Origin of the sequence: Paenarthrobacter sp. PPS72 (assembly GCF_048537125.1) — a bacterium.
GTDB lineage: Bacteria > Actinomycetota > Actinomycetes > Actinomycetales > Micrococcaceae > Arthrobacter > Arthrobacter nitroguajacolicus_E.
In genome coordinates, this window is record NZ_JBLYIE010000018.1 from 28,737 (window position 1) to 50,558 (window position 21,822).

Sequence of the window (21,822 nt, forward strand, 5' to 3'; positions counted from 1 at the left end):
CCGCCGATCGCCCCTGTAACCGCTGGTGCGAATGGCGCGAAAGGGTGCGTCCCGGGTGAAGGAGTGTCGCGGCCGGCGGAAACGGGTGCGCCTCAGCGCGTGAGAAGGCTAGACGCAAAAGGAGAGTGACGCCAAATATTGGTGTCACCCTCCCGTTTCAGTGGCGCGTACGAACATGCGTGGCGCCAGCACGCCAAGAAAAGCGAGGGAGCTAAGCTTCCTCGACGCCGATGTGCGTGGGGTCGAGGACCCGGCGCAGGAATTCCTTGGTACGCGGCTGGGTGGGAGCGCTGATGACGTTTTCCGCCGGCCCTTCTTCCACCACAACACCGGCGTCCATGAAGACCACGCGGTCGGCCACTTCGCGGGCGAAGCCCATCTCGTGCGTGACCACCAACATGGTCATGCCTTCCTGGGCCAGCTTGCGCATGACTGCCAGGACATCGCCCACGGTCTCGGGGTCCAGGGCAGAGGTGGGCTCATCGAAGAGCATGAGCTGCGGGTCCATGGACAGTGCCCGCGCAATGGCGACGCGCTGCTGCTGGCCACCGGAGAGCTGGTCCGGGAAACGGTCGGCGAGGTGCCCCAGGCCAACACGTTCAAGGTTGTGGCGAGCCACCTCCGAAGCCTCGGACTTGGAGCGCTTGAGGACCTTCGTCTGGGAAATGGTGCAGTTGTCCAGGACGCTGAGGTGCGGGAAGAGGTTGAAGTGCTGGAACACCATTCCCACGCTTTGGCGCATCTTGTTGAGGTCAACATCGGGATCGGTGGCTTCAAATGAACCCACGTTGATAGTGCCCGCATTGGGCTGCTCAAGCAGGTTGACGCAGCGCAGGAGGGTGGACTTGCCGGAGCCCGAAGGCCCGATAAGGCAAACAACCTGTCCCGGTTCGACCGTCAGTGAGATGCCCTTGAGGACCTCGTTGCTGCCGTAGGACTTGCGGAGGTCTTTGATATTGACGCCGGCGGCGCGAACGGTGGCCGTGCTCCCAGTGGAGTTATTCATGACTGTCCTGCCTATCGCTTGGTCCGCGCGGAGCGGCTTTCGAACTTCCGTGCCAGGAGGCTCAATGGGATGGTGATCACCAGGTAGAAAGCACCGGCTACGAGGAGCGGTGTCAGGCCGGCGCCGAGGCTGGAGATGCCATCGCGGCCAAACTTGGTGAGCTCAAACTGGGAAGCGGTGAGGCCCAGCACGTAGATCAGCGAGGAGTCCTTGGTGAGCAGGATGATCTCGTTGGTCAGCGGCGGCAGGACGATCTTGAACGCCTGGGGGATGACGATTGAAACCATCGCCCGCCAGTGCGGCATACCCAGCGAACGGGCGGCTTCCATCTGGCCCTTGGGCACAGCCTGAAGGCCGGCGCGAAGGGTTTCAGCGATGTACGCGGCAGCAACCATACCCAGGGACACCATCACGATGATGTTGACGTCCCACTGGATTCCGAAGGCCAGGGGAACACCGTAGCCGAACGCGATGAAGACCAGCAGGGCCGGAACACCACGGAAGAACTCGATGTAGCCGGTGGCGAGCCAGCGGTACAGCGGGAAGGATGAGAGCTTCATCAGGGCCAGCAGGAGGCCGCCGGACAAGCCCACAATGAAGCCCAGGGCTGTGTAGATGAGGGTGTTCTTGAGGCCCACCAGGAAGATGTCCGGGAACATCGGCCCGATCTTGGCGAAGTTGAAGACGCTGGTACCAATGGTCTTCCAGTCCACAGCAAGGATCACTGCGACCACAGCCACTACGAAAATTCCGGCCTGGACGTACAAACTGACTTTGGCTCGTTGACGTGCAGTCATTGCCATGGGGTTCTCACATTCATGTTGCGCAGGTGAGGCCCCGAAAGGACCTGAACAGATCGTTTCGGGGCCCGCCTACGTGGATCTCGGGGAGCCGGGGCTCGGACTACTTGCTGGCTTCGCCGAACCAGGTGGTCTCGAACTTCTTCATGGATCCGTCGTCGGTGATGCGCTTGAGTGTGGCGTTCACGGCATCGGCCATGGCGGTGTTCCCCTTCTTGATGGAGATGCCCAGCTTCTCGCCCGTTGCGTAGTCTTCAACGCGCTTGAGGTTGGAGTCGTCCTTGATGGCGTAGCCAAGGACGGATCCGTTGCCCACGGCGGCGTCGATGGTGCCGGCCTTGAGGGCCTGGACCAAGAGGCCGGAGTCTTCGAACTGCTGGGCGTCGATTCCCTTGTCCTTGGCGTACTGGGCGCCGGTGGTGGCCTGCTGGACGCCCACCTTCTTGCCCTTGGCGCTGTCAATGTTGGTGATGCCGGAGGACGAGCTGGCCACGAGGGTCAGGTCGTCGTCCAAGTAAGGGGTGGAGAAGTCCATGACGTTCTTGCGGACGTCCGTGATGGAGATTGAGGAGATGGAGACGTCGCAACCGGTCAGTGCGGTGCCTGTCTCGATTGCTTCGAAGGAGCTGTCCACCACGTTGAGTTCGGCCTTGATGTCCTTGGCGATCTCGGCGGCGATGTCCATATCGAAGCCGACGATCTTGCCGTCTTTCTGGAATTCAAAAGGCTCGTAGGGAACGTCCGAGCACACTGTGAACTTGCCGGCGTTGATGAGCTTGAGGCCCGACTCGGAGGACGCGGCGGGGGTGGAGGAACCACCACAGGCGGTCAGGGCCAGGGCGCCGGCTGCGAGCACGGCGGCAATCTTGGTGCCGGACAGAACCGAACGGGAGATCTGCATGTTGTTTACCTTTTGTTGCGGTGGATGCTGAACTGAGTCGGTTTTAGTGTAGCGCCGAACGTGAGATGTGCATCACAGGAAACGAAGTTTCACTATTGGATAACAAGTTTACCCACTTATCAACCATCCCCGGAGAGGCGCTGTCCGGTATCCCAGATTCAGCGCTTGATGCCCAGAGATTCCAGCATGGGCCGGAACTTGGCCCAGGTTTCGGCCAACTCGGCCTCCGGCTGGGAGCCTTCAACAATGCCGCAACCCGCGTACAAGCGGACCGTGTTGGCGTCCTCAATGACAGCGCCGCGCAGTGCGATGCCCCATTCGCCATTCCCTGCAGCATCGAGCCAACCCACCGGCCCGGCGTACGGGCCTCGGTCCAAATGTTCGAGTTTGCGGATCAGTGCACCGGCTACCAGCGTGGGCGTTCCGCAAACTGCTGCTGTGGGATGCAATGCGTTGATCAGGGCCAGGCAGGTAGGCACGTGCCCCTCGATATCCGCCAGTTCAGCCTTCACGTCCGAGGCCAAGTGCCACACATTGGGCAGCTCCAGAATGAACGGCTCGCTATGGGAATTCATCGCCTCAGAGAAAGGAGCCAGCTGCCGTGTCAGTGAATCAATGGCGATCTCGTGTTCGTGCCGCTGCTTTTCCGAACCGGCAAGGACCCGTTCGGCGTACTCCATTGGAGAGCCATCCATGCCGTCCGCGTCGCGCCGATCCAGGGTTCCTGCGAGCACACGTGCCTGCGCGGTACGGCCCTCCACCTGGATCAGCATTTCCGGCGTAGCACCCACAAGGCCGTCCACGCCGTAGGTCCAGCATTCGCGATACCTCGCCGCAAGCTGGCGAAGCACCTCCGCAGCGTTGACGCCTTCCGGAAGGTTGGCAACGACGTCGCGCGCCAACACGAGCTTCTCCAGCTTTCCGGCGCGGATCTCCTCAACACCATTGGAAACCGCCTGCATCCAAGCGGCCTCACTCAGGGACCCGCGGCTCAGGGAACCACTGCTGAGGGAACCACTGCTGAGGCGACCAGCGGAACCGTCCGCAGCAACGACCTCCGGTGAGAGTCCGACGTCGGACGCTCCATCCGCTGAGCCCTCGCCGTTGGGTTCCGGTTCAGTAAGCCAACGTTTCACGGAGGCGAGGACGCCCGCCTCGGTGAGGGGGCCGTCGTCGAACGTTAACCGGGTGGCCCAGGCGCGGCCGTCGCGGATGCCAACCACAAGCTCGGGGAGAATCAGGCGGGAAACATGCGGGGAGGTTTTGGAGAAGGCGAACGAGCCGAAGGCCACCGGACCCGTGCCCGGGACGTCCACATGATCAGTGATTTCGGCCTCAAGAATGAGGTGCCGCCACCAGATGTCCGCCTCAAGGAAGCGCTCAGGGCCGGTGGCGTTGAAGCGGGTCAGCTCGCCGTAGCCCACCAGGCCGGCCTCGCGGCGGGACCAGCAAAGGACGTCGTCCCGCACCAGAAACGACGGCAGCCCCCCGGAGGATGATTCAACATCGAGGGGGACTGTCAAGGTACGGAGCGTGCTCGTCATGATGGAACAACAGTACTCCCGCGCGCAGCCAGAATCTGAGCCGACTTCTACAGCGCAGCAAAGTCGCTTGAATGTCTGAGACAATTACAGGGTGAACCGAGCATCCTTGGAAAAGCGTCCGGACGAAGTTGCGACGATGTTTGATGATGTCGCCCCAAAATACGATGTCGTCAATGATGTCCTGTCCATGGGACAGACGCGGCGCTGGCGCCGGATCGTGGTTGATGCCATGGATGTAAAGGTGGGTCAGAAGGTCCTGGACCTTGCCGCCGGGACGGGAACTTCCAGCGAACCCTACGCCGATGCAGGCGTGGACGTTGTGGCCTGCGACTTTTCCTTGGGCATGCTCAAGGTAGGCAAACGCCGCCGCCCGGACATCGACTTCATTGCCGGTGACGCCACCAACCTGCCGTTCGCCGACAACAGCTTTGATGCTTCCACCATTTCCTTCGGACTCCGCAACGTGGTGGAACCCCGCAAGGCGCTCGAGGAAATGCTGCGGGTCACCAAGCCCGGCGGCCGCCTGGTCATTGCTGAGTTCTCCCACCCCGTGGTTCCCCTGTGGCGCAACCTGTACACCGAGTACCTGATGCGCGCCCTCCCCGCGATCGCCACCAAGGTCTCGTCCAACCCGGATGCCTACGTGTACCTCGCCGAGTCCATCCGCGCCTGGCCGGACCAGGACCACTTGGCCCAGTGGCTGGCCGATGCCGGCTGGACGGACGTGACCTACCGAAACCTCAGCGGCGGCATCGTCGCCGTGCACCGTGCACAGAAGCCCGCTGAGCACCGCGAAAGTGTTCCCGTGGCAAAGCTCCGCCGCCAGATCAAGCCGCGCCACCAAGCCGGCTAACCAGCACTGCCTGTTGAATTAGGACGTCGTGAAAGTACTGATTGTTGGCGCGGGCCCGGCCGGGTCCACCGCTGCGTATTACCTCGCCCGGTCGGGCATCGATGTCACGGTGCTGGAAAAGACTTCCTTCCCCCGTGAAAAGGTGTGCGGCGACGGCCTGACTCCGCGAGCCGTCCGTGAAATTCAGAAGCTCGGGCTCCCTCACGCCGTCCCGGAAGGTTGGAGGCGTAACAAGGGCCTCCGACTCATTGCCGGTGGTCGCACTATTGAACTGCCCTGGCCCGAGGTGGCTGACTTTCCTACCTATGGCCTGATTCGGACGCGCCTTGGTTTTGATGAGGACCTTGCCCGTCACGCCCAGTCCGTGGGCGCCGTCGTGCTTGAACGCCACAGCGTCACCTCCGCCTTGACCGCGGAGGATGGCCGCGTCATCGGCGCACGGGCTTCCATCCTTGACGAGTCCGGACGCAAGACGGGCGAAACGCGCGACTTCCACGCCGACGTCGTACTCGCCGCCGACGGAAACTCGACGCGAACCGCGGTGTCGCTGGGTATGCACAAGCGTGACGACCGTCCTCTGGGCGTCGCCGTGCGCACCTACTTCACCTCGCCACGGCACGAGGATGACTGGATGGAAGGCTGGCTGGAACTCCCCGGCAAGTCCGGGAAACCGCTGCCCGGCTACGGCTGGGTGTTCGGGGTTGGTGACGGCACCTCCAACGTGGGCCTCGGCATCCTCAACTCCTCCAAGGAATTCGGCAAGCTCGACTACAAGCAGGTCCTCCGCGAGTGGACCGCCGGCATGCCCTCCGAGTGGGGCTTCACGCCTGAAAACCAGGTGGGGGAGATCCGCGGCGCCGCACTGCCCATGGGCTTCAACCGCACGCCGCACTACTCACCCGGGCTGCTCCTGCTGGGCGACGCCGGCGGCATGGTGTCCCCGTTCAACGGCGAGGGCATTTCCTACGCCATGGAATCCGCCCGGTTCGCGGCCGAGTTCTTGATTGACGCTTCTTCGCGCTCGACGTCCGCCGGTTGGTCAACGCACGACGCCGACGCTCATCTTTCGCGATACGCGGACTATGTGCGGGACCAGTGGGGATCGCATTTCACCCTGGGCCGGATGTTTGCTTCATTGATCGGGAAGCCCGCCGTGATGAAGCTGGCACTGCGCACGGGCATGCCCATTCCCGTGCTCATGCGCTTCGTGGTTCGGATGCTCGCGAACCTCACGGATCCCTCTGCCAAGGGTTTTGAAGACCGCGTGATCCGGGTCCTCGAGATGTTGGTTCCGGCGACCTCCAATACTTCCTCTGCCCGCGCCCTTACGCCGGCAGGCACCGACTCCGCGGTTTCCGCAACAACTAGTTAGGGTTGACTCGTGACGAACTCTGCCGAACACAGCTGGACGCATGCCGGGCACGGCTTGCCGCGGGCTGTTGAGCCTGCTCCCAACACCACTGCGATCGCAACGGGACTCCAGCTGCCCGCCGGATTTGCCGCGATTGCGGGCGACCCCGAGCTCGGCCCTGCCATCACCACCAACCTTGCCCGGGTGGAGAAAAAGCTCCGCGAAGCCATCTCCAACTCCGACCCCCTGGCTGACGCGACGTCGCGCCACCTGGTGGAGGCCGGTGGTAAGCGCATTCGTCCGCTGCTCACCCTGCTGTGCGCCCACCTTGGCGATGCTTCACGCCCCGAGGTTGTCCAGGCCGCTGTTGTGGTGGAACTGACCCACCTTGCCACGCTCTACCACGACGACGTGATGGACTCGGCTCCCTTCCGCCGCGGTGCCCCCACTGCCCACGAAGTGTGGGGCAACTCAGTGGCCATCCTCACAGGCGACCTCATCTTCGCCCGCGCCTCCATCCTGGTGTCCGAGCTTGGCTCGCGTGCACTGGGCATTCAGGCCCGCACCTTTGAGCGTCTGTGCCTCGGCCAGCTCCACGAAACCGTGGGACCGCGCGAAGACGAAGATCCGGTGGAGCACTACCTGTCCGTCATTGCTGATAAGACCGGCTCCCTGGTGGCGGCTTCCGGCCAGCTCGGCGCGATCTTCGCGGGTGCCGATGAGTCCTACGAGGACCTCCTGGTGGAATACGGCGAAAAGGTGGGCGTTGCCTTCCAGCTTGCCGACGACGTCATCGACGTCACCGGTGTGAAGGTCAAGTCCGGCAAGTCCCCGGGCACGGACCTCCGCGAAGGTGTTCCCACCCTGCCCGTCCTGCTGCTTCGCCGGGATGCTGCTGCCGGGGACGCCTCCGCTGCTGAGCTGCTGGAATTGATTGATGGCGATCTGTCTTCCGACTCTGCCCTGGCTGAGGCTGTGGCCGGACTGCGCGAGCATCCTGTGACCAACGAATCGTGGAAGATCGCCCGCCAGTGGTCAGCCGAGGCCGTCGCTGCCCTGGCCCCGCTGCCGGAGGGTGTCGTGAAGGCGTCGCTGACCAACTTCGCCCATGCAGTGGTGGACCGCAGCAGCTAGTTCTTCTTTGGGTTGTGGCTTCCTGACCCTGTTTAGGCTCTTACCGGCCGCTATGCACCCTTTTCGGGTTGCATAGCGGCCGTTCTGCTTCCAAAAAGGGTCAGGACGCCACGGCATCCACTCACATCACGACGCCGGCACCCACTTTGGCGTCCAGCGTGAGGGTCCGAAGTAGCCGGCTTTCCTGTTGTTCAGGACTGCGAGCACCTCAGCCACCATCCTTCCCGGGTGGTGGACGACGTCGGCGTAGTAATAACGAAGGACGAGGAAGCCGCCACGCATGCTGGCGTTGTTTCGGTATTGGTCCTTTTTCACTTGGCGTCCCTCCAGATGCGTCCCACCATCGAGCTCGATCACGAGGCAATCGTTGATGAGGCAGTCAACTTCACCGACGCCGGGTAGCTGGACGTGCATCTTCACCTTGAGTCCTGCCCTGGTGAAGTGAGTATGGGCCAAAACCTCCAGCAAAGAATCTGCCCGTGGAATGATCAATCCCAAAGTTGCCCTCGCCCGGCCATTGCGGGGTCCCGCGAGCTTAGCCCTCAGGTAGTGCGGGCTGAGGAACGCCTGGCTCACAGCGCTTTGAACCAAGACCAGGGCCTCCAGTTCCGGGCGGCAACGGAGGGTGTGCATCAGAACATCAGCAACGCCGGCGACAGGTAGGTAGGAATGCGGCGGATGGGTGCCGGATGCATGGTCAACGATCTTTGGATTGGGGAGTCCGTTTCCGCAGCTCAAGTGCACAGCCTCTGGTTCGTGAAGCACCCAAAGACCGTAGAATCTCGCTGCCGAGACGCAGGTCAGGAGCCCGTTCGAGCGAAAGGCTGCTACGACGTCGGGGTCTGCTCCTTTGGCGACGTAGATGCCGCGCCGTAACCTGACGACTGATCCGGACGCCACCGCGGTTGCGACTGTCCTTTCGGAGAAGCCGCCGCGCTTCAAGTCTGCGGTTCTGGCGGCACCGTGTCTGGATTGTAGGAATTCGGTGAGATCCATCCAGCAATGGTTGCGCTGTCAGGGTCCGCACCGCGCCTGCTTGTCGGCCTATGTGGATAACTCCACGAGGTCGTAAAGAGAGCGCGGAGCGTTTGAATTCCCATTGACCCCCAAAGTTGCGCATGTGACAGGATTGTCATAAGCTATTCACGGATCCACTAAATGCCTCCGGTGGGTCTGATGCGAACGGAGATTGTGGTCCCGGTTCGGTGCAGCGTATGACTCGTAACGTTGCAACGAACCGGGGCCATTCCGTTTAACCTCTGAGACCTGTGGCTTCGTGACCTCCTTTGAACGCAAAACAGCCCCTACGCAACCAGTAAAGGGTGCGTAGGGGCCGGAAGCAGTTCAAACCGGGTCAGGAAGCCACGCGGGCAACGGGGCTTAGTCTTCGTCGTCGTTGAATGCCCACTCGAACATGTCGAACACGAACTCCGAGAACGTGCCCTCTTCGCTCTTCCACTGGCCCCGGGCATTGTTGCGGCGCCAGACGATGGGGTCCGGAATGCTGAGATCGGCGGTTCGGAAGCCCCAGGTGAACTGTTCGTCCTCGTCCTCAAGGAACATGAGGAAGCCTTCGTCGTCCACTTCGAGTTCTTCGGGGTCCCAGAAGTAGTGGTAGGCCTCCATGAGGTCCTCGCAGCCGCCGATTGCGAGGTAGAACTCGCGCAGGACCAGCGGGATGGTGAAGGAGTGATCGGCGAGGGCGTCATCCAGTTCGTCCGGCGTGAGGCCGTCTTCTTCCTGCCATTCATCCTCGAGATACTTTGGGACCAGCGCGCGGAACTTCTCGAGGAACATGTCAGTCATGCTCTTATCCTAGCTAATCCCGGACACCCGAAATTGCGCCCCCACCGGTCCCTGCGCGATGCCAACCACGCACAGCCAGGGGAACATACCAGCTGCGGCGCCAGGCTGTCACCCGGAAAGCGAAAACAACACCGGCAATGACACAGGCAGTCAGCCCACTGAACAGGCCAAGGTGCCACATCAGCGTGGTCAATCCGGCGCCCACGAAGGCGGGCAGCGCGTAGATGTCGCGGTTGTTGAACAGGGTGGGGACTTCGTTGGCGGTGATGTCACGGAGCAGGCCGCCGCCCACTCCCGTGGTGACGCCCAACAGGATTGCAGCCACCGGGTTCATGCCCGCACTGATGGCCTTCAGGGTGCCGGTGATGCAGAACAACGCCAATCCGCCGGCATCGAACAGCGTCAACAGGGATGTGAAACGCTGCACCGACGAGAAAAGGTAGTAGACCAGCAGGGCTGCCAGCACAGGCGGGGCGAGGTAGGCGGGGTTTGTGAAGGCGATCGGGGGGCCGGCGTTGATCACGATGTCGCGGATTACCCCACCGCCCAGCGCCGCAATGGAAGCGAGGAGCACTGAACCAACAAAGTCGAACTGCTTCCGGGCGGCCAACAACGAGCCCGACACAGCAAAAAAGAACACGCCGATGAGGTCAAGCCAAAGAAGAACAATGTCAAAGGAAATCAAGTGGACGGGTTCTTTCTTAACGTGCTTAACAACAGGTGCTGGCACAACGTTACGCTAGCTCCCATGAACAGCCCCGTCTTGATCGCTTGCGCCCACGGAACCCGCAATGCCGAAGGCCAAGCTGCCATCCGGCGCGTGATGGCGGAAATTGAAACTCTCCGCCCCGGTTTGCGCGTTGTTGAGGCCTACGTTGACGTGCAGGAACCCGAGTTGGGCGGCGTGGTGGAGAGCCTGCCTGACGGGACTGCCGCCGTCGTCGTACCGCTTTTGCTCTCTACCGGCTTCCACATCAAGGTGGACGTGCCCAAGGCCATCAAGAGCCGGCCTGAGGTAGTTGCCGCCAGGCCGTTGGGTCCGGACCCTCGTCTGGCCGAGTTGTTGGCCACCCACCTGCGTGCGGCCGGGCTGCAGGAGAACGACGGCGTGCTGCTGGCCGCCGCGGGATCGTCCCTTCCGGACGGCTCGGTTGACTCGGAAGAGCAGGGGCGGCTCCTCGGCGAGCTGCTGCCCAACAAAGTGCGGGTCGCTTATGGCGCCAGTGCCCAGCCAACAGTGCCCGACGGCGTCGCCTCCTTGCGTGCCGAGCTCGCCGCCGACGGTGGGACCGGCCGGGTCTTCATTGCCTCTTACCTGCTGGCAACCGGCTATTTCCACGACCAGCTGGCAAAAGCCGGCGCGGACGTTGTGGCGGCACCGCTGCTGCCGTCTCCTGTGTTGGCGGAGATCGCGCTGGAACGGTACGACGCGGTGTTGGAAAGGCTCTCCTAACCTTTATTCACGCGGATTCACGCGGAGAAGCGGCCAAAGAGGACCTGCACAAAACAGGGCCTCCGAACAAGGCCGATCAAGCCTTCGTGACGAAATGTTTCCCTAGGTGACTTCGCGTTTCCGGACCTTTGCTGGCGAAAACTGGCCAGACCTACAGTCGATGTATGACAGATACAGCTGTAGCCGGTGCGTCCGCGGACGCCGCAGTCCCTTCGCGTCCGGCGCGCACCCGCCCTGCCGCCAAGCCCCACGGCCAGTGGAAGGTTGACGGCACCGCTCCACTGAACGCCAACGAAACCTGGAAGCAGGAAGACAACGGGCTGAACGTCCGTGAGCGTATTGAGTCTGTCTACTCCAAAGAGGGCTTCGACTCGATCGATGGCACTGACCTTCATGGCCGCTTCCGCTGGTGGGGCCTCTACACCCAGCGCAAACCCGGGATCGACGGCGGCAAGACGGCAACGCTTGAACCGCACGAGCTCGAAGACAAGTACTTCATGCTGCGCGTGCGCATCGACGGCGGTGCGCTGACCACCGAGCAGCTGCGCGTCATCGGCCAGATCTCCGTGGACTTCGCCCGCGGCTCGGCCGACCTCACGGACCGCCAGAACATCCAGTTGCACTGGATCCGCGTCGAGGACGTGCCGGAAATCTGGCGCCGCCTTGAAAGCATCGGACTGTCCACCACCGAAGCTTGCGGGGACGTTCCCCGCGTTATTCTTGGCTCCCCGGTTGCGGGCATCGCCAAGGACGAGATCATCGATCCCACCCCGCTGATCCACGAGCTCGCAGAGCGTTTCATCGGTGACCCCGAGCTGGCCAACCTGCCGCGCAAGTACAAGACCGCCATCACCGGCCACCCGTCCCAGGATGTGGTGCACGAGATCAACGACTTCGCCCTGGTTGGCGTGGTCCACCCCGAGCTCGGCGCAGGCTACGACCTCTGGGTTGGCGGCGGCCTCTCCACCAACCCGCGCCTGGCCGAACGCCTTGGCGTGTTCGTCTCCGCGGATGTTGCCGCTGAAGTGTGGCTGGGCGTCACCAGCATCTTCCGCGACTACGGCTACCGCCGCATGCGCACCAAGGCCCGCCTGAAGTTCCTCATGAACGACTGGGGTCCGGCCAAGTTCCGGCAGATCCTTGAAGACGAATACCTCGGTTTCAAGCTTCCTGACGGTCCCGCAGCTCCCAAGCCCACGGCCCCCGGTGACCACATCGGCGTTCACGAGCAGAAGGACGGCAAGTTCTTCATCGGCGTGACCCCCACTGTGGGCCGTACCTCCGGCGAGGCACTTGTTGCGCTGGCGGACACCTTGGAGAAGCACGGCTCATACCGTTTGCGCACTACTCCTCACCAGAAGCTGGTCATCCTGGACGTGGCCAAGGAGCAGGTGGAGCCGCTGATCGCCGAGCTGGACACCTTGGGCCTGTCCGCCCGTCCGTCGGTGTTCCGCCGCGGCACCATTGCCTGCACCGGTATCGAGTTCTGCAAGCTGGCCATTGTGGAAACCAAGGTCACGGCAGCTGCGGCCATCGCTGAGCTGGAGCGCCGCCTGGCGGATCTCGTGGAAACCAAACAGCTGCCGTCGGCACTGTCCCTCCACATCAACGGCTGCCCGAACTCCTGCGCACGTATCCAGACGGCCGACATCGGTCTGAAGGGCATGATGTTGCCAACACCCGACGGCGACCCCACCCCGGGTTTCCAGGTCCACCTCGGTGGCGGGCTGGCAAACAACGAGCGCGAGGAAGCCGGTTTGGGACGTACCGTCCGCGGCCTCAAGGTCACGGTGGAAGACCTGCCCGATTATGTGGAGCGCGTGGTCCGTAAGTTCGTCGCCGTAGGCGCCGAAGGCCAGACCTTCGCTGAGTGGGCACACTCGGCAGATGAAGGAGATCTCCAATGAGCACAAATCAGCGAGTGGTAGGCGATGCCGCCCAGGGAGCGGCATCGGGCCCGTCGGAGCCGCGCGCTGGCCTGTCGGAGCCGCGCGGCGAAGGGGCGGGGGCGGCATCGCCTGCCGCTGCCCTCCGCTCCCACGAGGAACTCAAGGCCCTGGCCGAACAAGGTGCCGCGGAACTCGGTTGGAACGCACCTGCCCGGGACGTCATCGCCTGGGTAGCCCGCAACTTCGAGCTGCCCACCGTCACGGTGGCCTGCTCCATGGCCGACGCCGTCCTGCCTGCCTTGGTGGCCGACCAGCTTCCCGGCGTCGACGTCTTGTTCCTGGAAACCGGGTACCACTTCAAGGAGACGTATGAGACGCGCGACGAAGTCGCCGCGAACCTCCGCGTCAACGTGGTGGACGTCCTTCCGGAGACCACTGTGGAGCAGCAGGACCGCTTGCTGGGCAAGGACCTGTTCGCCCGCGACCCCGCCCAGTGCTGCGCGCTGCGCAAGGTCCAGCCGCTCCGCCGCTCGCTGGCCGGTTACGAAGTGTGGTTCACCGGTGTCCGACGCGACGAGGGACCCACCCGCACCAACACTCCTGTGATCACCTGGGATGAGGGCTTTGGCCTGGTCAAGGTGAACCCGATGGTGGACTGGACCTTCGATCAGCTGATCGAGTACTCCGAGGACAACATCCTTCCCGTCAACCCCCTCCTGAGCCAGGGCTACCCGTCCATCGGCTGCCAGCCCTGCACCCGCAAAGTGGCCCCGGGCGAAGACCCCCGAGCCGGCCGCTGGGCAGGATCCGACAAGACAGAATGCGGACTACACACATGAGCACCCAAACAACCAGCGAGGACCTCGAGTTGAACCAGTTGCAGAGCGAGGCTGAGGGGTCCGCCGCGGCGTGGCGGGCATCGCGAAGCGGGCACGGCGGACCCTCAGTCGAGCGCCTGAGCTCACTGGACACCCTTGAGTCCGAGGCCATCCATATCATCCGCGAGGTTGTTGCCGAGTTCGAGAAGCCTGCGCTGCTGTTCTCCGGCGGCAAGGATTCAGTGGTCATGCTGCACCTGGCCACCAAGGCGTTCTGGCCGGGCAAGGTTCCGTTCCCCGTTCTGCACGTGGACACGGGCCACAACTTCCCTGAGGTGATCGACTTCCGGGATCGCACCGTTGAGCGCCTTGGTTTGAAGCTGGTGGTGGGTTCCGTGCAGGAGTTCATCGACAATGGTGAACTGGCCGAGCGCGCCGATGGCACCCGCAACCCGTTGCAAACCGTTCCGCTGCTGGACGCCATTCAACGCAACAAGTTCGACGCCGTCTTCGGCGGCGGCCGCCGTGACGAGGACAAGGCCCGTGCCAAGGAGCGCATCCTCAGCCTCCGTGACGAGTTCGGCCAGTGGGATCCGCGCAACCAGCGCCCCGAGTTGTGGAACCTGTACAACGGCCGCCACACCGTGGGCCAGCACGTCCGGGCATTCCCCATCAGCAACTGGACCGAGCTGGACATCTGGCGCTACATCGAGCGCGAGAACATCGAGCTCCCCGGCCTGTACTACGCCCACGAGCGCGAAGTCTTCGCTCGTGACGGCATGTGGCGCGCGGTGGGCGAGGTTTCCCAGCCGCTGCCCAACGAGGAAGTCATCACCAAGCTGGTGCGCTACCGCACGGTGGGCGACATGTCCTGCACAGGTGCCGTCGAGTCCGACGCCCGCACCGTGGCCGACGTCGTTGTTGAAGTCGCTGCCTCCACCCTGACCGAACGTGGCGCCACCCGAGCAGATGACCGCATCTCCGAGGCCGCCATGGAAGACCGCAAGAAGGACGGCTACTTCTAAATGAGCACCGAAACACTGGCTGCCGGGCTGGAAACAGCCCTGCCCACAACACTGTTCCGTTTCGCCACTGCCGGCTCGGTGGACGACGGCAAGTCCACTCTGGTGGGCCGCCTCCTTCACGATTCCAAGGCGATTCTTGCTGACACGCTCGACGCCGTTGCCCGCACCTCTGCGGACCGCGGCTTCGGCGGGGAGAAGGGCGGGATTGACCTCGCCCTCCTGACCGACGGCCTGCGTGCCGAGCGTGAGCAGGGCATCACCATCGATGTCGCCTACCGCTACTTCGCAACGGACCGCCGCAGCTTCATCCTGGCGGACTGCCCCGGCCACGTTCAGTACACCAAGAACACGGTAACCGGCGCGTCCACCGCGGATGCCGTCGTCGTCCTTATTGACGCCCGTAAGGGTGTGCTGGAGCAGACCCGCCGGCACCTGTCCGTGCTGCAGCTGCTGCGTGTTGCCCACGTGATTGTGGCTGTGAACAAGATCGACCTGGTGGACTTCAGCGAGCAGGTGTTCCGCGACATCGAAGCGGACGTGCAGAAGGTTGCCCGCGAGCTTGGCCTCGGTTCCGATGGCGTTGCTGATCTCCTCGTGGTTCCTGTCTCGGCCCTCGACGGCGACAACGTGGTGGACCGTTCCGAGCGCACCCCTTGGTACACCGGACCTGCCCTGCTGGAGGTCCTGGAAACCCTTCCGGCTGCTGACGAGCTCGAGGCCGAACTGGAGAGCTTCCGCTTCCCGGTGCAGCTGGTTATCCGTCCGCAGGGTGCCCTGGCTCCGGATGCTGTTGCTGCCGGGCTGGATGTGGAGGCGTACCGCGATTACCGCGCCTACGCCGGCCAGATCACCGAGGGCTCCGTGAAGCTTGGTGACGAAGTTTCCGTCATCAGCCCGGGCCACGAGCCGCGTACCACCACCGTGATCGGCATCGACTTTGCCGGCCAGTCGCTGGAGGAGGCCGCTGCTCCGCAGTCCGTGGCTGTCCGCCTGGCTGACGAGATCGACATCGCCCGCGGTGACACCATCGCTGCTACCGGCACGGTCCGCGAAAGCACGGCTGACCTGTATGCCTCGCTTGCCTGGCTCTCTCCGAAGCCGCTCCGCGAAGGCCAGAAGGTCCTGGTGAAGCACGGAACGCGCACGGTCCAGGCATTGGTCCGCAACGTCACCGGCAAGCTGGACCTGGCCACGTTCAACGTGGAGCCGGCGTCCAACCTGGAGCTCAACGACATCGGACATGCACAGCTGCGCCTGTCCGCTCCGTTGCCGCTGGAGAACTACCTGCACCACCGCCGCACCGGCGCTTTCCTGGTGATCGACCCCATCGACGGCAACACTCTTGCTGCCGGTTTGGTGAAGGACCACCCGGGCGACCACGAAGACGAACGTTACGTCATCTAGGGTCACACGTAGTCACAAAACCGCAGCTTGTTCGCGACTCCTCACGTTGTACGGCGGGAATTTCGAACAAGCTGCGGTTTTCTTTTTGGGGAAGGACCCATGCCACAGAACACCACCCTCAGCACGCTCTTGGCCTCCGGTAAGGACCTGGTCCTGGACGGAGCGTTGGCCACGGAACTGGAGGCTCACGGCTGCGACCTCGAAGACGCGTTGTGGTCAGCCAAGGTCTTGCTGGAGCAGCCGCACCTGATCAAGCAGGTCCACCGCGACTACTTCGACGCCGGTGCCTCCGTGGCCATCACGGCCAGCTATCAGGCAACTCCGCAGGGTTTTGCCCGGCGCGGGCTGAGCGTAGATGAGTCGCTGGAACTGGTGGCGTTGAGCGTCCGGCTGGCCGACGAAGCCCGGCGCGAAGCCTTGCTGGATGGCACCGCGAGCGGGCCGCTTATGGTGGCCGGATCCGTGGGGCCCTACGGCGCCTACCTCGCCGATGGCTCTGAATACCGGGGTGATTACACGCTTTCTCCCGCGGAATTCCGGGACTTCCACCGGCCCCGAACCGCTGCGCTGGTGGAAGCCGGCGTAGATTTCCTGGCGTGCGAAACCCTGCCGTCCTACGCCGAGGCGGAGGCACTGTTGGCGCTCGTGGCGGAGTTCGACGTCGAATCCTGGTTTACGTTCACGCTGCGGGACAGCGGGCACATCAGTGACGGGACGCCCCTCGGGCAGGTGGCTGCGCTGCTCAGCGCGGAACCGCGGGTGGCCGCCGTCGGCGTTAACTGCGTGCCGCTGGAACTGGTCACGGACGCACTCGGGACCCTGCAGCAATCCTCGAACAAGCCGCTCGTCGCATACCCGAATTCGGGGGAGAGCTACGATCCTGTGACCAAGACGTGGGGTCCGTCTACGGGAAATGCAGGGACCGGAACCTTGGCCGGCAACGCCGCCGAGTGGAAGGACCGCGGAGCCCATCTCATAGGTGGGTGCTGCCGCACAACTCCGCGCGACATTGAAGGCCTGGCAGCGAATATGACGCCACGTGAACCTGCGTGAACCTTGATTTCTGCGGGATTGAAGCCGAAATATGACAGTCCCTACTGTGAAGGCATGACCTCTCCGGAATGGTCCTTGCTTGCCCTCGACGGGCGATGTCACGGGGCCTGATCTTCGCCCCGCTCGCATCCCACCTTTCCTAAGGACCCACTCTTATGGCTAACACACCCGAGTCACAGAAACCCGATTCCGGTACCACCCGCATCGTCGCCGGTGAGACCGCCTCCAAGCCCAAGCGCCGCCGCACTGTAGAGATCGCCCTGGCCGTCGGCCTGGTGCTGCTGATCGGTGCAGGCGCTGCAGTTGCTTCCGCTGTTTCGCAGAACAACCAGGCCGCCCCGGCGCCGACGGCAACGCCGGCCGCCGAACTCAAGCTCGGCTACTTCAGCAACGTCACGCACGCTCCGGCGCTGGTAGGAACCAGCAAGGGCCTGATCGCCAAGGAACTGGGCGAGACCAAGCTCAGCACCCAGGTCTTCAACGCCGGCCCCGCCGCCATCGAAGCCCTGAACGCCGGCGCCATCGACGCCACGTACATCGGCCCGAACCCGGCCATCAACTCCTTCGTCAAGAGCAAGGGCGAGTCCATCAGCATCATCGCCGGTGCAGCTTCCGGTGGCGCCCAGCTGGTGGTCAAGCCGGAGATCAACTCTGCAGCCGACCTCAAAGGCAAGATCCTCAGCTCCCCGCAGCTTGGCGGAACCCAGGATGTGGCGCTCCGCGCTTGGCTCGGTGACCAGGGCTTCAAGACCAACACCGATGGCAGCGGTGACGTGAACATCAACCCCACCGAGAACGCCCAGTCGCTGAAGCTCTTCACCGACGGGAAGCTCGACGGCGCGTGGTTGCCGGAGCCGTGGGCCTCGCGTCTGGTCCTCGAAGCCGGAGCGAAGGTCCTGGTGGATGAGAAGGACCTGTGGGAAAACGGTGACTTCACCACCACCATCCTGATCGTGAACAAGAAGTTCGCCGCCGAGCACCCGGAAACCGTGAAAGCACTCCTGAAGGGTCACGTGGAATCCGTGAACTGGCTCAACAGCGCTTCCGCTGCGGACAAAGCGACCACCATCAACGCGGTCCTTAAGGACACTGCGGGCAAGCCGCTTCCGGCCAAGGTGATTGAACGGGCGCTGCAGAACATCAAGTTCACCACCGACCCGCTGGCCGGAACGTACAACAAGCTCCTGGAGGATGGCGTCAAAGCCGGCACCACCCAGCAGGCTGACATCAACGGCATCTTCGACCTCCGGACCTTGAACGAGGTTGAAGGCAAGAAAACCTCCGCTGCAGGTCTTGGCCAGGATTAGGCCGTAACAGGCTGGTCCGCTTCCCCTGCTTTTGGAGGGGAGCGGGCCGGCCTTCGGCCACATCAAGCTCTACCAATCAACATGAAGGACGGGAACATGCCAGTCGTACTCGAGAACCTGGGCAAGCGCTTCGGCGACGGCGCCCCGGTGCTGGACGACGTCAACGCCACCATCGCCCAAGGCGAGTTCGTCGCCCTCCTCGGTGCGTCCGGCTGCGGTAAGTCCACCCTGCTGAACATCATGGCGGGACTGGAACCGCCGACGTCGGGCGCTCTTGAAGTACCCAGCGACGGCGCTGCCTTCATGTTTCAGGACGCCGCTCTGTTCCCGTGGCTGACAGCTCGCGGCAACATCGAGCTGGCGTTGCAGTTGGCTGACAAGTCCAGCACGAAGGCGAGCCGGCGAGCCCGCGCCACCGAGCTGCTGGAACTGGTGCACTTGGGCGGCGCAGGGGATAAGCGCCCCCACGAATTGTCCGGCGGCATGAGGCAGCGCGTTGCCTTGGCCCGTTCCCTGGCTCAGGACCGGCAGCTGCTGTTGATGGATGAGCCGTTCGCTGCACTGGATGCGATCACCCGTGATCTTCTGCACGACGAACTCGAGCGGATCTGGAAGGAAACCGGCCGGACAATCGTGTTCGTCACGCACAACGTTCGCGAGGCCGTCCGTCTAGGCCAGCGTGTGTTGCTGTTGTCCTCGCGTCCCGGCCGTGTGGTGGCCGAATGGGATGTGACCGAGGAACACCGGACCGATGCCGGCCGCGCGGGGGAGCTCACCGGCGTCATTACCCGCCGTCTTCGCGAGGAGATCCGCCGCCATGCCAAGTAACCCCATCACCACCGAAGAGCGGACCCTTCCCGTGACCGAATCCAAAGAGCACATCACCTCCCCGTCGCTGAAAGGCAATGCTTCCGAACTCCGGGACCTCGAGGCAGGGCTGGACAATCTTCAGTCGGACAGCGGACGCAAAGCCGGCATCGAATGGAATCGGGTGCTGCTGCCCGTTGCCGCGCTGGTGGTCCTGATCCTCGCATGGCAGTTCTACGTTTCCCTTGAGTTCAAGCGGCGCGACCTCGTTCCCGGGCCGCTGGACGTCCTCACCCAGTTCGTGTCCATGTGGGGCGAAGGCAAAGTCCAGGAAGCAGTATGGACATCGTTGCAACGTGGTGTGATCGGCTTCCTGATTTCGGTGGTCATCGCGACGCCGGTGGGGTTGATCCTGGCCCAGGTGGCTCCTTTGCGCCGCGCGTTCGGACCGCTCATTTCCGGGTTGCAGGTCCTGCCCTCCGTGGCGTGGGTTCCCGCCGCGATCATCTGGTTCGGCCTGACCGACGCCACCGTCTACTTTGTGGTGTTCATGGGTGCCATCCCGTCCATCATCAACGGACTCATTTCCGGTGTGGACCAGATCCCGCCGCAGTACCGCAGCGTGGGCACAGTCCTCGGCGCGAACCGGCTCCAGATGGCGCTGCAGATTGTTCTTCCCGCGGCCCTTCCCGGGTACATCGGCGGACTGAAGCAGGGCTGGGCCTTCTCCTGGCGCTCACTCATGGCCGCCGAAATCATCGCGGTCGGGGGCACCATCGGGTTCGGACTGGGCTCCTTGCTGGACCAGGGCCGTTTGCTCTCAGACATGACCATCGTGATGTCAGCGATCCTGCTCATCCTGTTCGTCGGCATTCTGATCGAGCTCTTGGTGTTCGGGCCGATTGAGAAGCGTCTGCTGCAGCGTCGTGGGTTGTTGGCAGGCAGCAGCCGCTAGGTCCGCCGGGCCCTGCGCAATTGCCTTCGACCGCCTAGAATCACCGAATGGGCCTTCTAACCTTCAGCATCAACGTCACTTTGGATGGCTGCGTAGACCATCGGGAGGGCATCGCCGACGACGAAACGCATGCCCTCTTCACCCGGCTACTGGAGGAAAGCGGTGCGATGCTCTGGGGCCGGACTACCTACGAAATGATGGAGGCCTACTGGCCCTTGGTGGCCCGCGGCGAGGTGGAAGCGCCGCCAGCCCTGCGCGAGTGGGCTACCACCTTGGAGACCATGCCCAAGTATGTCGTTTCCACAACGAGGAGCGACTTTCCCTGGACCAACAGCCATCACCTCACCGGCGGGTTGCGCACTGCGGTGCAGGGTCTCAAAGACGGGACTCCCAAGGGCGTGCTGGTCGGCAGCGGCACGTTGGCCACGGAACTGGACCGGCTGGATCTGATCGACGAGTACAGGTTCCTGGTCCACCCCATGATTGCCGGCCACGGTCCCACCCTCTACCAAGGCGGACTCCCCAGCACGCGACGCCTCGAGCTGGTCTCAGCCGAGCCACTCAGCAATGGCGCAGTGTCCATGCACTATCGAAGGGCCGATTGAGGCCCGACCCACCTAGAGGGTGCAGCTGTGTGATGGAATGAGCCGGCATCGGTCAGCGTTGTCATGACAATGCACATCAAACGGATCGGCTTCCTATCGTTCGGCCACTGGGCCCGTGTCCCGGGATCCCTGGTACCAACGGCAGGGGAGGCGCTAAAACAGGGAATTGAACTGGCCGTGGCTGCCGAAGAATTGGGCATCGATGGCGCGTTCTTCCGCGTACACCACTTCGCTAGGCAACAAGCCTCGCCGTTCCCACTGCTGGCAGCCATCGCAGCGAGGACCTCTCGCATTGAAATGGGCACGGGCGTTATCGACATGCGTTATGAAAACAGCCTGTACATGGCAGAGGAAGCAGCCGCCACGGACCTCATCAGTGACGGCCGCCTGCAGCTCGGCGTCAGCCGCGGTTCACCCGAACCAGCACGGAACGGGGCGGCGAACTTCGGCTACGCCCCGGAAGACGGCGAGGACGGCGGGGACATGGCCCGCCGCCACACAGCACTGTTCCGCAAAGCCATTGCCGGGCACGGTGTAGCCGAAGCGGATCCTCACTACGCCGGTGGAGCCACAGGCCTGTTGCCGATCCAGCCCCAATCACCCGGACTTCCCCAAAGAATCTGGTGGGGCGCCGGAACCCGGAAGACCGCAGTCTGGGCAGCAGAACAGGGTATGAACCTCATGAGCTCAACCCTCCTGACCGAGGACACCGGCGTGCCGTTCGATGAGCTCCAGGCGGAACAAATCCAGATGTTCCGGGAAGCCTGGGCCGCAGCAGGACATGACTTTGAGCCACGCGTTTCCGTGAGCCGCAGCGTGATCCCCATCGTGGACGACGTCGACAACCACTACTTCGGCCTCCGAGCCCAGGCGGACAGCCAGGACCAGGTAGGAATCCTCGACGGCGCGTTGTCCCGTTTCGGTAAAAGCTACATCGGCGAGCCGGATCAGTTGGCCGAGGAGCTGGCGAGGGACGCCGCAGTTCAAGCGGCCGACACTGTGCTGCTCACAGTGCCCAACCAGCTTGGCGTCGATTACAACGCCAAGCTGCTTGGCAACGTCGCGAAGCACATCGCCCCTGCCTTCGGCTGGAGCGCCAAGCATTGACAAA

21 protein-coding genes and 1 pseudogene are annotated in these 21,822 nt (G+C 63.3%); 14 read left to right on the top strand and 8 right to left on the bottom strand.

The window, feature by feature from the left end:
* Positions 1-211: 211 nt before the first annotated feature.
* The 4 genes from ACLRGI_RS08705 to ACLRGI_RS08720 form a co-directional block, all read right to left on the bottom strand.
* Complete coding sequence (locus ACLRGI_RS08705; protein ID WP_172324363.1) at positions 212-1,006, bottom strand: amino acid ABC transporter ATP-binding protein; 795 nt, start codon at positions 1,004-1,006, stop codon at positions 212-214.
* An 11-nt stretch (positions 1,007-1,017) separates the two neighbouring features.
* Complete coding sequence (locus tag ACLRGI_RS08710) at positions 1,018-1,809, bottom strand: amino acid ABC transporter permease (RefSeq protein WP_419201275.1); 792 nt, start codon at positions 1,807-1,809, stop codon at positions 1,018-1,020.
* 100 nt (positions 1,810-1,909) lie between these two features.
* Positions 1,910-2,707, bottom strand: coding sequence for an ABC transporter substrate-binding protein (locus tag ACLRGI_RS08715; RefSeq protein WP_419201276.1), 798 nt, complete (start codon positions 2,705-2,707; stop codon positions 1,910-1,912).
* A 158-nt stretch (positions 2,708-2,865) separates the two neighbouring features.
* A complete protein-coding gene (locus tag ACLRGI_RS08720; RefSeq protein WP_419201277.1) occupies positions 2,866-4,251 on the bottom strand; it encodes an isochorismate synthase in 1,386 nt (461 codons plus the stop codon).
* A 91-nt stretch (positions 4,252-4,342) separates the two neighbouring features.
* On the opposite strand from ACLRGI_RS08720, the gene ACLRGI_RS08725 reads away from it, so the two are divergent.
* Genes ACLRGI_RS08725 through ACLRGI_RS08735 form a run of 3 tightly spaced genes read left to right on the top strand, consistent with a single transcriptional unit; the run spans position 4,343 to position 7,589 of the window.
* On the top strand, positions 4,343-5,104 hold the full coding sequence (locus tag ACLRGI_RS08725) for a demethylmenaquinone methyltransferase (RefSeq protein ID WP_419201278.1): 762 nt from the start codon (positions 4,343-4,345) through the stop codon (positions 5,102-5,104).
* Positions 5,105-5,132: 28 nt separating this feature from the next.
* Complete coding sequence (locus tag ACLRGI_RS08730) at positions 5,133-6,476, top strand: geranylgeranyl reductase family protein (protein ID WP_419201279.1); 1,344 nt, start codon at positions 5,133-5,135, stop codon at positions 6,474-6,476.
* Positions 6,477-6,485: 9 nt separating this feature from the next.
* Positions 6,486-7,589, top strand: a complete 1,104-nt coding sequence (locus ACLRGI_RS08735; protein WP_419201280.1) for a polyprenyl synthetase family protein — start codon at positions 6,486-6,488, stop codon at positions 7,587-7,589.
* A 126-nt stretch (positions 7,590-7,715) separates the two neighbouring features.
* Here the strand turns inward: ACLRGI_RS08735 and ACLRGI_RS08740 are convergent, their stop codons facing one another.
* The 4 genes and pseudogenes from ACLRGI_RS08740 to ACLRGI_RS08755 all read right to left on the bottom strand — a co-directional run bounded on the left by ACLRGI_RS08740 (position 7,716) and on the right by ACLRGI_RS08755 (position 10,080).
* Positions 7,716-8,354, bottom strand: coding sequence for an endonuclease domain-containing protein (locus ACLRGI_RS08740; protein ID WP_419201340.1), 639 nt, complete (start codon positions 8,352-8,354; stop codon positions 7,716-7,718).
* Positions 8,355-8,456: 102 nt separating this feature from the next.
* Positions 8,457-8,585 (bottom strand): annotated as a pseudogene (locus tag ACLRGI_RS08745) (type IV toxin-antitoxin system AbiEi family antitoxin domain-containing protein); the annotation flags it as partial.
* A gap of 384 nt (positions 8,586-8,969) precedes the next feature.
* Positions 8,970-9,395 (bottom strand): hypothetical protein, encoded by a 426-nt coding sequence (locus ACLRGI_RS08750; protein WP_419201281.1) that lies wholly within the window; start codon positions 9,393-9,395, stop codon positions 8,970-8,972.
* A 13-nt stretch (positions 9,396-9,408) separates the two neighbouring features.
* Entirely contained in the window at positions 9,409-10,080 is a 672-nt protein-coding gene (locus ACLRGI_RS08755; protein WP_419201282.1) for a trimeric intracellular cation channel family protein, read from the bottom strand.
* On the opposite strand from ACLRGI_RS08755, the gene ACLRGI_RS08760 reads away from it, so the two are divergent.
* The 11 genes from ACLRGI_RS08760 to ACLRGI_RS08810 all read left to right on the top strand — a co-directional run bounded on the left by ACLRGI_RS08760 (position 10,081) and on the right by ACLRGI_RS08810 (position 21,818).
* Complete coding sequence (locus ACLRGI_RS08760) at positions 10,081-10,848, top strand: sirohydrochlorin chelatase (RefSeq protein WP_419201283.1); 768 nt, start codon at positions 10,081-10,083, stop codon at positions 10,846-10,848.
* Between the two features lie 164 nt (positions 10,849-11,012).
* Positions 11,013-12,755, top strand: a complete 1,743-nt coding sequence (locus ACLRGI_RS08765) for a nitrite/sulfite reductase (RefSeq protein WP_419201284.1) — start codon at positions 11,013-11,015, stop codon at positions 12,753-12,755.
* Positions 12,752-13,576, top strand: coding sequence for a phosphoadenylyl-sulfate reductase (locus ACLRGI_RS08770; RefSeq protein WP_419201285.1), 825 nt, complete (start codon positions 12,752-12,754; stop codon positions 13,574-13,576). Before ACLRGI_RS08765 ends, ACLRGI_RS08770 begins: the two co-directional genes overlap by 4 nt.
* Entirely contained in the window at positions 13,573-14,580 is a 1,008-nt protein-coding gene (gene cysD / locus ACLRGI_RS08775) for a sulfate adenylyltransferase subunit CysD (protein ID WP_419201286.1), read from the top strand. Before ACLRGI_RS08770 ends, cysD begins: the two co-directional genes overlap by 4 nt.
* Positions 14,581-15,984, top strand: coding sequence for a sulfate adenylyltransferase subunit 1 (locus ACLRGI_RS08780; RefSeq protein WP_419201287.1), 1,404 nt, complete (start codon positions 14,581-14,583; stop codon positions 15,982-15,984).
* Between the two features lie 99 nt (positions 15,985-16,083).
* Entirely contained in the window at positions 16,084-17,037 is a 954-nt protein-coding gene (gene mmuM / locus ACLRGI_RS08785) for a homocysteine S-methyltransferase (RefSeq protein WP_419201288.1), read from the top strand.
* A 155-nt stretch (positions 17,038-17,192) separates the two neighbouring features.
* Positions 17,193-18,344 carry an ABC transporter substrate-binding protein gene (locus ACLRGI_RS08790; protein WP_419201289.1) on the top strand — a complete coding sequence of 384 codons (1,152 nt, stop codon included), beginning with the start codon at positions 17,193-17,195 and terminating at the stop codon, positions 18,342-18,344.
* A 96-nt stretch (positions 18,345-18,440) separates the two neighbouring features.
* Positions 18,441-19,172 carry an ABC transporter ATP-binding protein gene (locus tag ACLRGI_RS08795; protein ID WP_089595922.1) on the top strand — a complete coding sequence of 244 codons (732 nt, stop codon included), beginning with the start codon at positions 18,441-18,443 and terminating at the stop codon, positions 19,170-19,172.
* Entirely contained in the window at positions 19,162-20,106 is a 945-nt protein-coding gene (locus ACLRGI_RS08800; RefSeq protein WP_419201290.1) for an ABC transporter permease, read from the top strand. The genes ACLRGI_RS08795 and ACLRGI_RS08800 overlap by 11 nt, the downstream gene beginning before the upstream one ends.
* Positions 20,107-20,153: 47 nt before the next feature.
* A complete protein-coding gene (locus ACLRGI_RS08805) occupies positions 20,154-20,711 on the top strand; it encodes a dihydrofolate reductase family protein (protein ID WP_419201291.1) in 558 nt (185 codons plus the stop codon).
* Positions 20,712-20,780: 69 nt separating this feature from the next.
* Entirely contained in the window at positions 20,781-21,818 is a 1,038-nt protein-coding gene (locus ACLRGI_RS08810; protein ID WP_419201341.1) for an LLM class flavin-dependent oxidoreductase, read from the top strand.
* The last annotated feature ends 4 nt before the right edge of the window (positions 21,819-21,822 follow it).